The sequence below is a fragment of the Actinophytocola sp. KF-1 genome (assembly GCF_054661535.1).
The window spans coordinates 605,793-618,043 of record NZ_BAAFVK010000005.1; the positions used below are offsets into that span (position 1 = coordinate 605,793).

Genomic DNA, 12,251 nt, shown 5'->3' on the forward strand with positions numbered 1-12,251 from the left:
AGGCCAACGGAACTATGGTGTGTTTCACTGGACAGATGGTGGAAGGCCCGGTCACGAACGGCGTCGCGGACGGTGTCGCCGGGGGCGCTGGCGCACTGCTGCGGCTCATGCGGGACGGCAGACCACGCACCCGCTCCGAGCTGGCGGCCATCACCGGGCTCGCCCGCTCGACGATCACGCAACGGGTGGAGGCGCTGCTCGGCGCGAACTTCGTGGTGCCGGTCGGCGAGGCCACGTCGACGGGTGGCCGCCCGCCGACCCAGTTCGCGTTCAACCCGGCGGCGCGCGTGGTCCTGTCCGCGGACATCGGCGCGACGCACGCCCGCATGGCGATCACCGACCTGGCGGGCGCGATCTGCGCCGAACACCGCGACGACCTCGACGTGGCGCTGGGGCCGGAACCCGTCCTCGAATGGGTGGTCGCCAGGTCGCACGACCTGCTCGCCGAGATCGGCAGGACGCGGAAGGACCTGCTGGGCGTCGGGATCGGCCTCCCGGGGCCGGTCGAGCACTCGTCGGGCAGGCCGGTGAACCCGCCGATCATGCCGGGCTGGGACAACTTCGACGTGCAGGGTTACCTGACCGAGCACCTCGGCGTCGTGGCGCTGGTCGACAACGACGTGAACATCATGGCGCTGGGCGAGCACTTCACGCAGTGGCCGGCCGCGGAGCACATGATGTTCGTGAAGGTCGCGACCGGCATCGGCAGCGGCCTGATCAGCCACGGCCGCCTGCACCGCGGCGCCCAGGGCGCGGCGGGCGACATGGGGCACCTGCAGCTGCCGCACGGCGCGGACATCGTGTGCCGGTGCGGCAACACCGGTTGCCTGGAGGCGGTGGCGAGCGGCGCGGCGATCGCGGCCAGGCTCACCGAGCAGGGCCTGCCCGCGAAGTCCAGCCAGGACGTGGTGGCCCTCGCCCGGGGCGGCTCGGTCGAGGCACTGCACCTGGTCCGGCAGGCGGGCCGCGACATCGGCGAGGTCCTCGCGGCGGCGGTCAGCCTGTTCAACCCGTCGATCATCGTCATCGGCGGGTCGCTGTCACAGGCGGGCGAGCACCTGATCGCGGGCGTCCGCGAGGTCGTCTACCGCCGCTCCCTGCCCCTGGCGACGCAGGACCTGCGCATCGTGCAGTCCCGCACGGGCGACCGGGCAGGCATCATCGGCGCGGCCGTCATGGTCATCGACCACGCCCTCTCCCCGGCACAGGTGGAAACCCACATCTTCAGCGAGGGCCAGGTTCGCTAGCTCCCGGCACGGGGCCGGTTTGGCAAGGACTGGTGTCCGTGGCTGCCTGCCATCCCCGAGGCCAGCCGTCCCGAAAGGAACCGCACCGCGTCACGCGACCCCGCCGTCGCGGATGCGGTCCAGTCGCCGCATCACCGGCGTCGCGCTGATGCCGTGCAGCACGATCGAGCCGATGATCACCAGGGCGACCACCCGCCACACCTGGTCCGCGGCCGCGAAGTCGCCCGCCTGCAGCCCGTAGGCCACGTAGAACACCGACCCCACGCCGCGCACCCCGAACACCGCGATCGCCGCCCGTTCGCGGGGGCCCGCGGAACTCCCCGCCAGCGCGGCCACGCTCGCCAGCGGGCGCACGACCACCAGCACGAGCACGGCGACCAGCACCTCCCGCCACGACGTCCCGGCGAGCAACCCCGTCGCCGCCGCCCCGCCCAGCAGGAAGATCACCACCACGGTCAGCATCCGCTCGACCTGTTCCACGTACTGGTGCAGCACGCGGTGGTACCCGTGCGACCGCTCGCCTGCCCGGATCGTCAGTGCGCACACGAACACCGCGACGAAGCCGTACCCCTCGACCACCTCCGCGGCCCCGTACGCGAGGAACGTGGCCGCCAGCGCGACGAACCCCTCCGCGTGCTCGGCGAGCCGGAACCGTTCCGACGGCGCCGCGAAGAACAGCTTGCGCAGCAACCACCCCGCGGCCAGCCCGACGAGTACCCCCGCGGCCAGGCGCCACGCCACGTCGACCGCCAGCCAGTGCCCGAGCCAGCCGCCCGGGGCGAGGCCGGCGACGCTGACCGCGACCGCCGCGTAGGTGAACGGGAACGCGAGGCCGTCGTTGAGGCCCGCCTCCGAGGTGAGCGAGAACCGCACCTCGTCCTCGTCGCCCTCCGGGTCCTCCGTCGGCTCCGCGACCTGCACCTCGGTCGCCAGCACCGGGTCGGTGGGCGCGACGGCGGCGGCGATCAGCAGCGCGGCCGCGGCGCCGAGGCCGAGGACGGCCCACCCGAGGACGGCGACCGCCACGATGGTGAGCGGCATCGTGATCCCCAGCAGCCGCCACGTCGTCCCCCACCGCCGCAGGCCGACGGGTCTGCCGAGCGCCAGCCCGGCGCCCATCAGCGAGATGATCACGCACAGCTCGGCCAGGTGGAGGGTGACCGCCCCGTGCTCGCGCGGGTCGGGCGCGGGCAGCGGCCCGAACACGGCGAACGCGCACGCCCCCACCGCCAGGAACACCATCGGCATCGACACCGGGGCACGGCCGAGCAGCCGCGGGAGCAGCGCGGCGGCGAGCGTCGCCGCGCCGGCCGCCACGTAGACGACCGATGCGGTGTCCGCCACGTGCCCCTCCACAAAACTGATCAGCGCCCCGCCAGTCGTACCCGGTGCCGATCAGCGCAAACGGAACCCGCGCGCACCACGCCCCGTCCGACCTCGCATGAAAGCCATGGGCCTGGTCGTGCTGTGCGTGCTTGCGGGGTGCGCGGCGCCCGCCGCACCGCGGGGTGATCGCGAGCAGCCGGTCGAGGTGACGGTGCTCGCGATGGACGCGGACGGCTGGGCGCCGGGGCGGTTCGCCGCGCTGAGCGACGGGCCCATCGACCTCACCGCGTTCGCCTCCTGGTACGGCCGGGGCGCGGACGGCGCGGACTTCGACGAGGTCACCGGCGAGGCCCCGCCCGGTTCCGCCTACCTCGCGGTCACCGGCAACACGGGCTGCCGCGTGCCGGAGGGCGTCGAGGTGTCCCGCGCGGGCGACGACCTGCGGTTCCTGTTCGTCGGCGGCGTGGACCGGGCGGAGTGCGTGCGGCACATCGGCGCGGCCGCGTACCTCGCGGTGCCCGCCGGCGCGGTCGAGGGCGTCCGCACCGTCAACGGCGAACCGCTGCTCGACCCGGCCGGTCCCGGCACGCTCGTCGACGTCGTGCCGCTGGGCACCGGGCGGTTCGACCCCGTGCCGCCCGCCGAGTTCGGCACCGCCGCGCTCGGCGCGCTGCGGGCCGGGGTGCTCGCCGCCCGCCCCGGTCACGCCGCCGAGGTGACCGAGGCGCTGGGCATGCCGGTGCGGGAGGGCGAGCGGGCGTTCGCGTTCGTGGTCGAGGGCTGCCAGGTGGACGACGTGGTCCTCGTGCTCGGACCCGACCACGTCACGGCGGAACCCGTCGACCCCGAGGTGGTGGTGACCTGCGAGGTGCCGGAGCACTACCTGACCACGTTCACCGTCGCCGCCGACGACGTACCCGAAGGCGCCACCCTGTCCGGCTAGCCGGTGCTACTGTGGGTGACAGGTGCGCCGGGAAGTCTGGTCGGCAGGTAATGTCCGCCGCGCACTGGGAGGCCGCATGGAGCTGTGGCTGATCTGGCTGGTCGTCGCGGTGGTGTTCGGCGTCGCGGAGATCTTCACCCTCACCGCCGCGCTCGGCGTGCTCGGCGCCGCCGCCGCGGTGCCCGCGGTGATCGCCGCGCTCGGTTTGCCGCTCGTGTTCCAGCTCGTCGCGTTCGCGGCCGCCGCGACGCTCGGGGTGCTCCTGGTGCGGCCGATCGCGTTGCGGCACATGAGCCGGCCGCAGCTGGAACGGTTCGGTGTCGACGCGCTCGTCGGCAAGCGCGCCTTCGTGCTCCGCGAGGTGAGCGACCGCGACGGCCTCGTCCGCATCGACGGCGAGGAGTGGTCGGCGCGGACCTTCGACGACGTCACCGTCATCCCCGAAGGCGCGGCGGTCAACGTGATGCGCATCAGCGGCACCACGGCCTACGTCTACCCCATGGAGTGAACATGGACATCTCCGCCGCACTGGTCGTGACCATCCTGGTGGTCCTGCTGGTGGTGTTCACCGTGTTCCGCGCGGTCCGGATCGTGCCGCAGGCCAGGGCGCGCAACGTGGAGCGCCTCGGCAGGTACAGCCGCACGCTCACACCGGGCCTGAACTTCGTGATCCCGTTCGTCGACCGCGTGTACCCCGCACTGGACCTCCGCGAGCAGGTGGTGTCGTTCCGCCCGCAGCCGGTGATCACCGAGGACAACCTGGTGGTCGAGATCGACACGGTGCTGTACTTCCAGATCACCGACCCGCGCGCGGCCGCGTACGAGATCGCGAGTTACCTGCAGGCGGTCGAACAGCTGACGGTCACGACGCTGCGGAACGTGGTCGGCTCGATGGACCTGGAGAAGACGCTCACGTCCCGGGACACGATCAACAGCCAGCTCCGCGGCGTGCTCGACGACGCGACCGGCCGGTGGGGCATCCGCGTGAACCGCGTGGAGATCAAGGCGATCGACCCGCCGAAGACCATCAAGGACGCCATGGAGAAGCAGATGCGCGCCGAACGCGACAAGCGCGCGGCGATCCTCGGCGCGGAAGGTCAGCGGCAGTCCCAGATCCTGACCGCGGAAGGCGACAAGCAGGCGGCGGTCCTGCGCGCGGAAGGCAACCGCACCGCCAGGATCCTCAAGGCGGAGGGCGAGGCGAAGGCGATCGAGGCCGTGTTCCAGGCGGTGCACCGCAACGACCCGGACCCGAAGTTGCTGGCGTACCAGTACCTCCAGACGCTGCCGCAGCTCGCGCAGGGGCCCAACAACACGTTCTTCGTGATCCCGAGCGAGGTCACGTCGGCGTTGTCGGGGGTGTCGAAGGCGTTCACGGAGGCGTTGCCGAAGTCGCCTGCCACGCGGGCGGAACAGACGGCCGAGGTGGTCGAGGAGGCCGCGGCCGACGCCGCCCGCGCCGCGTCGGCGGCCGCGGAGGCCGTCGCGGACGCGGCGGACGCACAGCCCGTCCCACCCACGACGAGCAACTCGGACCGGCAAGGCTGAGGTCAGGCGCGGGGCAGCCGGGGCCACAGGGCCTCGGCGACCGCACGCGCTCCCGCGCAGACCTCGTCGTCGGCGGCGGACTCGTCGAACCCGCCTGGTGTCTCGACGTCCACCGCCACCGACTCGACGAAACCGGGCGCGCCCCCGGCGTCCTCGAACGGGATGTGCCGCGTCTCGACGGTGCAGGTGCGGCCGAAACGGGTGACGACCATCGGCCTGTCCGCGACGGGGCCGACGTCGACACCGGGCGTGTGCCGGGACTCGGGTGGTCCGTCGACGCCGAAGGTCACCTTGGCACGCGGTGCGCTCGCGTCGGCCGGATCGCGCCAGACGCACTGGTGACGGTCGAGGCTCGCCACACGCCGCGCCCCGGCGAAGCCCGGCAACGCGGTGACCGTCTCGTCGGCGACGAGGTCGCACGGGTCGAGCGACACCAGCGAGTCCGGCGCCGGTGCGCGGTGGCCGACCCGTCCGGCCGTGACCACCTCGACGAGCTTGGCCATGCCCGCGGCGACCATGTCGCAGGTGGGGGCCGGTGCCGCGGTCGGGCTCATGCGGCTGCGGACGCTGAGCGCGAGGTCGTCCTCGGCGAACACCAGTGTCTGCCGGCAGGAGACGTCGACGTCCTTCGGCCGGGTGGTGTGCATCCCGTCGCCGACGTCCTCGAGCTTGTCGGTCGGCAGGAACGGGATGTCGTCGGACGGCCGGAGCACGTCGCCGACCATGATGGTGACCTCCTCGGCCGCCTGGCGCCGGAAGGAGTCCGCGCCCGAGGCGCCCGGTGTCACGACGACCGTGCAGTAGCCCAGCGACTCCGGCGGCCCGAACTCGGCGGCGCCGAACCCGGCGAACACGCCGGGATCGGTGAGGCTGCACGGGTCGATCGTGGCGAGGTCGCCGAGCACTCCGTCCGCCGTCCCGGCCGTGCCGCCGGTGCACCCTCCGAGCACCGCGATCGCGGCCACCAGCAGCGTTGCGCGCGCCAAGCCCGCCATGCGTCCACATCCCCCCAGATGACACCTTTCGGACACGCCGATCCTGCCACATCCGCGCCCCCGGCCGCGCTGACCTACGCTGCCCGGGTGATCGAGGACGGCGCCACCGACAAGGGCAGCGTGACCACCGTGCGCCGGATCGGCGACACGATCCACAGGCCCGTCGGCGAGTGGACGCCCGCGGTGCACGCCCTGCTGGCGCACCTGGAGTCGGCCGGCTTCACCCGCGCACCACGCGTCCTCGGCACGGACGGCACCGACGAGGTGCTGTCGCTGCTGCACGGCGAGCCCGCGTTCTCGCCGTGGCCGCCGATCCTGCGGTCCACCGATGGCATCGTCGAACTGGGAACGTGGCTGCGCGACTACCACGACGCCGTCCGCGACTTCCGCCCGCCGGCAGGCGCGCGGTGGCGCGGCCAGGTCGAGGAGTGGCGGCCCGGCATGGTCGTCCGGCACGGCGACCTCGGCCCGTGGAACTCCATCTGGGACGGCGACCGGCTGGCCGGCTTCATCGACTGGGACTTCGCGGCCCCCGGTCACGTCGTCGACGACCTCGCCCAGCTCGCCTGGTACGCCGTGCCACTGCGGCCCGTCGACCAGCAGCGCCGGGCACAGATCGAGCCCGGCGCGCTGAAGAGCCGCCTCACGGCCCTGTGCGCGGCGTACGGGACGGCCCCGGCAGCGGTCCTGACCGCGCTGGACGTCCTGCAGTCACGCGAGGCCGCACGCATCGAACGGCTCGGCCCCCATGGCGACGAGCCGTGGGCAACGTTCCTCACCCGCGGCGACGCGACCGAGATGAGGGCCGAGCAGGCCTGGCTGCGCGCCGAACGCGCGTCCCTGCTCTGATCAGGACTCGGCGGGACGGGCCACCGGCGCGGGACGGGCGCTGCGTGCGGTCAGCAGGGTCCCGAGCCAGAAGCACGTCGCCAGGGCGAGGACCACCAGCAGCGGCGCCTTGGCCTCGGCCGGGAGTGCCAGCGGGCGCAACGCGATCGCGAGCAGGAGCAGCACCGGGCCCTGCAGCACGAACGCCGGGAACGCGCCGCGCGCGCACGCGGTGGCCAGCGACCCGGACCACGTGAACCGCCGCTGCGCGAGACCCAGCAGCCACACCGACCCGAAGACCACGAGCACGCCCTCGACCGCCGCAGTCACGGCCGCCTGCCAGTGCCAGCCGCCGAGGAACTCGTCGACGCCCGACGCCACCTCCGTGACGCCCAGCGCCAGCCCGGCGACCGGCACCAGGACGAGCGTCAGGCCGGCGACCACGCCGCTGCGGCGGTGGACGCGCTCGGGCAGCGCCCGCGCCCACGACGAGCGCGCGGCCGCGATGCCGAGCAGGAACATGCCGAGGCACTGCGGCCACTGCCACAGGTGCAGGTCGCCCGGCTGCCCGCTGCGTGCCGGGAACACCAGCCTGGTCACGAAGCTGCCCGCGGCGATACCGGCCGCCGCCAGCACCAGGTGGTAGCCGTTCGGGGCGCCGAGGCGCAGCGGTACCAGCGCGTACCCGAGCGAGTAGACGAGCAGCACCAGCGCGAACCACAGCGCGCCGGAGTCGAACACCGGCGAGCGCTGGAAGATCAGCCCCCACGGCGTGCCGTCGCGGCCCGCCGCCCGGTACGCGAGCCACACCGACAGCGGCCACACCACCAGCGCCGACACCGCCCACGGCAGGCCGAGCCGCACGAGGCGGTCCACCGCGAACGCGCGGCGGCCCTTCCGTTCCGCCGACGGCGGCGTGAACAGGCCGGACACGAAGAAGAACGCGCCGATCACGAACAGGCCGGACGGGCCGATCAGCACCGTCAGCACGAGCTCGAACCCCGGGGTGAACGTGGTCTCGTTGACCTCGTCGTACGCCCAGCCACCCACGGCCGCGTAGCCCATCAGGGCGTGCGCGCCGATCACCCACGCCACCATCAACGTGCGCAGGTTGTCCACCTGCGACACCCGGTGCCCGGTCATGGTGCCAGCCTAGGACAGCCGTCATTCTGAACATTGTCCGAAACAGCCACCTCTGGTAGAACGTGTTCTATATCCACGGAGGTGCGCATGGCCGACGAGGTCCTCTCCGGGCAGGCGTGGACCGACTTCTGCCGCGCGCTGGCACGGGCGGGCGAGGTCGTGCTGCGCGAGAAGGCACCCGCCACCCCGCTCGACCGCGCGGAGGGCTACCGGTACCTGACCCGCCTGGTGCGCGAGATGCTGTACGCCACCGTCGAGAACGCGGACCCGGACTTCCCGCGCCTGCACGAGCTCGACCGCGTGAAGATCGGCGCCGACAACCCGGACAACGTGTACCTGTCGGCGAACATCCGCGGCGACCGGACGTACCGGATCACCGGCACCCGCGGCACGATCGCCTACTTCTCGATCGGCTCGAAAGCCAACCGGTACGCCAAGGACGGCACGATGGCCTCCACCGGCGAGCTGTCCGGCGCCGACCTCGTCGTCGAGCCCGACGGCACCGTGGAGATCATCGCGAGCGCCACCCCGCACGACAAGAACTGGTTACCGCTGGCGCCCGACTCGACCGGGCTCGTGGTCCGCCAGACCTACCTGGACCGCACGACCGAGGAGCCGGGCCGGTGGCGGATCGAACGCGTCGGCGGCCCCGCCCGGCCGGGTGACCTGTCACCCGATTTCCTGGCGAAGGCACTCCGCCGGGCGGCACTCTCCGTGCACGGCACGGCGGCCACGTTCGCGGGCTGGACCGAGCTGTTCATGACGCGCCCGAACGAGCTGCCGGACTTCGGCCAGGAGATGTTCCAGCGGGCGGGCGGCGACCCGGAGATCTTCTACCTGCACGGCTACTGGACGCTCGAACCCGGCCAGGCGTGGGTGATCGAGACGGCCGTCCCCGACTGCCCGTACTGGAACTTCCAGCTGGGCAACTGGTGGATGGAGTCGCTGGACCACGACCGGCGGATCACCGTCAACAAGCACACCGCCACCCTCGACGACGGCCGCCTCACGATCGTCGTCGCGCCGCGCGATCCCGGCTGGGGCAACTGGATCGACACGTGCGGCCACTCGAGCGGCACCGCGCTGCTGCGCTGGCTGGGCGCCGACCACCACCCGATCCCCGAGTGCCGGGTGGTCGACCTGGAGGAAGCATGATCGCTGTCGACGACCTGCTCGCCTCGGCGCGGGACAAGACCGGCCTCACCGACTTCGGCGACGAGTGGTTCACCGAACCGCTGTCGGTGCTGGTCAGCGCGCTGAACGAGGAAGCCCGCCTGTCGGAGCTGGGGCACACCCTCACCCACCGCCGCCTCGTCGCGCTGCTGGCGGACCGGCTGCGGCTGCGGCAGTTGCAGCGGGACCACCCCGAGGTGCGCGACGAGCAGGTGACGGTCGCCGCCGAGATCTGCGGGCTGCCGCGCACGGGGTCGACGCTGCTGCACCGGCTCCTCGCCGCGTCGCGGCACGTGACGTCGACGCTGTCGTGGGAGACGTCGTACCCGCTGCCGTTCCCCGGCGAGGGCCGGGACGCCGCGCAGCGGAAGCAGCGAGCACGGGAACGCGCGGAGCTGTTCCTGCGGATGTCACCCGATTTCGGCGACATCCACACGATCGAGTGGGACGGGCCGGAGGAGGACGTGATCCTGCTCGACCGCACGTTCACGTCGATGAGCTTCGATTCGTTCTACCGGGTGCCGTCGTACGGGACGTGGTTGCGCGGGTTCGACCAGGCGCCCGCGTACCGGGAGTTGCGCGAGTGGCTGCAGGTGCTGCAGTGGCAGAACCCGGCACGCAGGGGTCTGCCGTGGGTGCTGAAGTCGCCGCACCACCTCACCGCCGTGCGCACGGTGCTCGCGGAGTTCCCCGGCTGCCGGATCGTCATGACACACCGCTCGCCGGTGTCGGCGGTGCCGTCGTACGCGTCGATGGTCGTGTCGATGACCGGCCAGTACAGCGACGAGGTGGACCCGGTGGAGATCGGCCGGTACTGGTCGGCGAGGTTCGCGCGGACGCTGCGGGAGTTCACCGAGGTGCGGCGGGAGACCCCGGACCGGTTCGTGGACGTGCGGTTCGCGGACGTGGTGGCCGACCCGGTCGCGGAGGCGGTGCGGGTGACGGCGGAGTTGGGGTTGCCGGTCGACCCCGGGGCGTTCGCGGCGTACGTGGCGCGCAACCGCGCGCAGCGGCACGGGAAGCACACGTACACGCCGGTGGACTTCGGGCTGACCGAGGACGGGCTGGCACGGGACTTCGCGTTCTACGAGGAGGTGGGAACATGATCCTCGACGGCGAGGTCGTCATCGTGTCGGGCGTGGGCGCGGGGCTGGGCGCGAAACTCGCGGCCCGCGCGGCGGCGGAGGGCGCGAAGGTCGTGATGGCGGCCCGGTCGGCGCAGGTGATGGACCAGGTGTCGAAGGAGGTCGCGGAGGCGGGCGGCGAGGCCGTTGCGGTGCCGTGCGACGTGCGGAAGCCCGAGGACGTGGCGCGGGTGGTCGGCACCGCGGTGGAGCGGTTCGGCCGGGTGACGGGCCTGGTGAACTCGGCGTACTCGCACCCGGGTTTCCACGACCTGCTGGCCACCCCGGACAAGCAGCTGCGCCGGTCGGTGGACATCATCCTGCACGGCGCACTGGCCATGACCCGCGCGGCGGTCCCCCACATGAGGGACGGCGGCTCGATCGTCAACGTGGGCACGATGTCCACCCGCAAACCCATGCGCGGCGAAGGCGGCTACGCGGTGGCGAAGGCGGCCATGGGGTGCGCGTCGCAGTACCTGGCCCTGGAACTGGGTGACAGGGGGATCCGCGTCAACCAGGCGGTGCTGGGCTGGCTGGACGGTCCGGGCGTCCGCTTCTACCTGACGATGACAGCGCGACAACGCGGCGTGACGGAACAGGACGTGTACGACGAGATCGCGGCACGCAACCCCCTGGGCCGGATCCCGCCGGACGAGGCGTGCGCGGGAGCGGTCCTGTTCCTGTTGTCCAGCCTGGCATCCGAGGTGACGGGCGCGGTGCTGGACGTGAACGGCGGGGAGCACATGCCGTCGTGAGCCACGTCATCACCTCGGTGACGGTGGAGATCGCCGCACCAGCGACGGCCGTGTGGGCCGTACTGACCGACTTCGCACACTATCCACAGTGGAACCCGTACACGATCGCGGTGGAGAGCACACTGGAGATCGGCGGCCCGATCGACCTGACACTGCCGAACCCGGACGGCTCGGCAGGAACGTTCGTCAACCGCGAGTGGGTGCGCGTGGTGGACCCACCACACCACCTGCGCTACGACACGGCCGCGGAGATGCCGGGCATCTTCGCGGTGCGCGACCAGTGGATCACCCCGGTCACCGCGGACCGCTGCACCTACCACACCACGGACACGATCAGCGGCACGTACGCGGACAAGGTCATGGAGCTGACGGGCGACTGGGTGAAGGCAGGCTTCGACGCGGTAGCCGAAGCCCTCAAGGCCCGGGTGGAAGCGCTACCGCACTGAAGGACCCGTTCCTCACTTGGGGAAGCCACCCCGTGACAACGGCGGCGAAGCCGTCCGGCCGATCGGAGGGCGGCGAAGCCGCCCGGCGCCGAAGGCGCCAACACCCACCCGAGCGAACGGCGGCAAAGCCACCCGGCACCGAAGGCGCCAAACCCCACCCGAGCGAACGGCGGCAAAGCCACCCGGCGCCGAAAGGCGCCAAACCCCACCCGAGCGAACGGCGGCAAAGCCGCCCGGCGCCGAAGGCGCCAACACCCACCCGAGCGAACGGCGGCAAAGCCGCCCGGCACCGAAGGCGCCAACACCCACCCGAGCGAACGGCGGCAAAGCCACCCGGCGCCGAAAGGCGCCAAACCCCACCCGAGCGAACGGCGGCAAAGCCGCCCTGCGCCGAAGGCGCCGAAGCCCGGCCGAGTGGAGGGCGGCGAAGCCGTAGGCGCCAACACCTATCCCGTGGAGAAGCCGAACGAACGGGATACCCCCGGTATTGGTTCGGTGGTGGCGGCGGGCAGAGAGGCGGGCAGGCGTCAGCCTGCCCGTGAGGGCCTGGCTTAGGGTGGCGGAGGCTCGCGGGTCAAGGGTTGCGCAGCAATCCGGCGAAGCCGGACGCCGAAGAAGCTTCTATGTCAAGCCGCGGCAGCATGGTGGTGTTGGTGCTGGTGGTCGGCTTTCAATGCCCGGTAGATGACGTCGGAGAGGTGGCGTTTGAGGGCGCGGATAGCG

The 12,251-nt window shown here is 72.4% G+C and carries 12 protein-coding genes; 9 read left to right on the top strand and 3 right to left on the bottom strand.

Features of this window, described 5'->3' with window-relative positions:
* Window positions 1-35: 35 nt before the first annotated feature.
* Window positions 36-1,247, top strand: coding sequence for an ROK family transcriptional regulator (locus ACYQ77_RS18595; protein WP_459712931.1), 1,212 nt, complete (start codon window positions 36-38; stop codon window positions 1,245-1,247).
* 90 nt (window positions 1,248-1,337) lie between these two features.
* Here the strand turns inward: ACYQ77_RS18595 and ACYQ77_RS18600 are convergent, their stop codons facing one another.
* A complete protein-coding gene (locus tag ACYQ77_RS18600) occupies window positions 1,338-2,591 on the bottom strand; it encodes a cation:proton antiporter (RefSeq protein ID WP_459712933.1) in 1,254 nt (417 codons plus the stop codon).
* A 106-nt stretch (window positions 2,592-2,697) separates the two neighbouring features.
* On the opposite strand from ACYQ77_RS18600, the gene ACYQ77_RS18605 reads away from it, so the two are divergent.
* The 3 genes from ACYQ77_RS18605 to ACYQ77_RS18615 all read left to right on the top strand — a co-directional run bounded on the left by ACYQ77_RS18605 (window position 2,698) and on the right by ACYQ77_RS18615 (window position 5,064).
* A complete protein-coding gene (locus tag ACYQ77_RS18605) occupies window positions 2,698-3,516 on the top strand; it encodes a hypothetical protein (protein ID WP_459712935.1) in 819 nt (272 codons plus the stop codon).
* A 76-nt stretch (window positions 3,517-3,592) separates the two neighbouring features.
* Window positions 3,593-4,024 carry an NfeD family protein gene (locus ACYQ77_RS18610; protein ID WP_459712936.1) on the top strand — a complete coding sequence of 144 codons (432 nt, stop codon included), beginning with the start codon at window positions 3,593-3,595 and terminating at the stop codon, window positions 4,022-4,024.
* 2 nt (window positions 4,025-4,026) lie between these two features.
* Window positions 4,027-5,064 (top strand): SPFH domain-containing protein, encoded by a 1,038-nt coding sequence (locus ACYQ77_RS18615; protein ID WP_459712938.1) that lies wholly within the window; start codon window positions 4,027-4,029, stop codon window positions 5,062-5,064.
* A gap of 2 nt (window positions 5,065-5,066) precedes the next feature.
* Here ACYQ77_RS18615 and ACYQ77_RS18620 read toward each other — a convergent pair whose 3' ends face one another.
* Window positions 5,067-6,059, bottom strand: coding sequence for a hypothetical protein (locus tag ACYQ77_RS18620; RefSeq protein ID WP_459712940.1), 993 nt, complete (start codon window positions 6,057-6,059; stop codon window positions 5,067-5,069).
* A gap of 87 nt (window positions 6,060-6,146) precedes the next feature.
* Between ACYQ77_RS18620 and ACYQ77_RS18625 the strand changes: the two genes are divergently transcribed.
* On the top strand, window positions 6,147-6,908 hold the full coding sequence (locus tag ACYQ77_RS18625; protein ID WP_459712942.1) for a phosphotransferase: 762 nt from the start codon (window positions 6,147-6,149) through the stop codon (window positions 6,906-6,908).
* Here ACYQ77_RS18625 and ACYQ77_RS18630 read toward each other — a convergent pair whose 3' ends face one another.
* A complete protein-coding gene (locus ACYQ77_RS18630; RefSeq protein WP_459712944.1) occupies window positions 6,909-8,030 on the bottom strand; it encodes an acyltransferase family protein in 1,122 nt (373 codons plus the stop codon).
* A gap of 87 nt (window positions 8,031-8,117) precedes the next feature.
* Here ACYQ77_RS18630 and ACYQ77_RS18635 point away from each other — a divergent pair, with 87 nt between their 5' ends.
* Genes ACYQ77_RS18635 through ACYQ77_RS18650 form a run of 4 tightly spaced genes read left to right on the top strand, consistent with a single transcriptional unit; the run spans window position 8,118 to window position 11,528 of the window.
* Window positions 8,118-9,185, top strand: a complete 1,068-nt coding sequence (locus tag ACYQ77_RS18635) for a DUF1214 domain-containing protein (RefSeq protein WP_459712946.1) — start codon at window positions 8,118-8,120, stop codon at window positions 9,183-9,185.
* On the top strand, window positions 9,182-10,309 hold the full coding sequence (locus tag ACYQ77_RS18640; protein ID WP_459712947.1) for a sulfotransferase family protein: 1,128 nt from the start codon (window positions 9,182-9,184) through the stop codon (window positions 10,307-10,309). The genes ACYQ77_RS18635 and ACYQ77_RS18640 overlap by 4 nt, the downstream gene beginning before the upstream one ends.
* Window positions 10,306-11,082, top strand: a complete 777-nt coding sequence (locus ACYQ77_RS18645; RefSeq protein ID WP_459712949.1) for an SDR family oxidoreductase — start codon at window positions 10,306-10,308, stop codon at window positions 11,080-11,082. Before ACYQ77_RS18640 ends, ACYQ77_RS18645 begins: the two co-directional genes overlap by 4 nt.
* Window positions 11,079-11,528: an SRPBCC family protein gene (locus ACYQ77_RS18650; RefSeq protein ID WP_459712950.1), complete on the top strand. Its 450-nt coding sequence runs from the start codon at window positions 11,079-11,081 to the stop codon at window positions 11,526-11,528. Before ACYQ77_RS18645 ends, ACYQ77_RS18650 begins: the two co-directional genes overlap by 4 nt.
* Window positions 11,529-12,251 lie beyond the last annotated feature (723 nt).